Raw genomic sequence first — 329 nt, 5'->3', positions numbered from 1 at the left:
ATGGCGTGCTGCTTCAGCACGGCGGTGGCGATGTCGGGCACCGACAGGGTCTGGAAAATGCGCCAGTCCGAAGCCAGCCGCAGGCGGGCCAGGCGCGGCTCGACCACGGCGCGGTAGCGGGTGCGTCGAAAGCCGGTGTCGCCCTGCTGGAACGAGGTGACGGAGCCATGCAGGTAGCGTACGGGTTGGCCGCCTTGCCAGATGGTGAGCAGCGCGGGACGGTCGAGGACCTGGCCGAAGTCGATGGCGGGGTTGGTGCAGCTCAGGTCGACGTTGAGCCTGAATGTCTCGGACAAGCCTTCGACGAGGTGGAACTCGACGACCTCGAA

At 66.9% G+C, this 329-nt stretch carries 1 protein-coding gene; it reads right to left on the bottom strand.

The features are described 5' to 3' along the window. The coding region (locus DM872_RS00135) for a contractile injection system protein, VgrG/Pvc8 family (protein WP_256873255.1) at nucleotides 1–329 on the bottom strand (329 nt) is incomplete at both ends.

This window comes from Pseudomonas taiwanensis (assembly GCF_013393345.1).
GTDB classification, from domain to species: Bacteria; Pseudomonadota; Gammaproteobacteria; order Pseudomonadales; family Pseudomonadaceae; genus Metapseudomonas; species Metapseudomonas resinovorans_C.
Note: the sequence above shows the minus strand (reverse complement) of the source record. Positions and strands in the feature narration are given on the sequence as shown.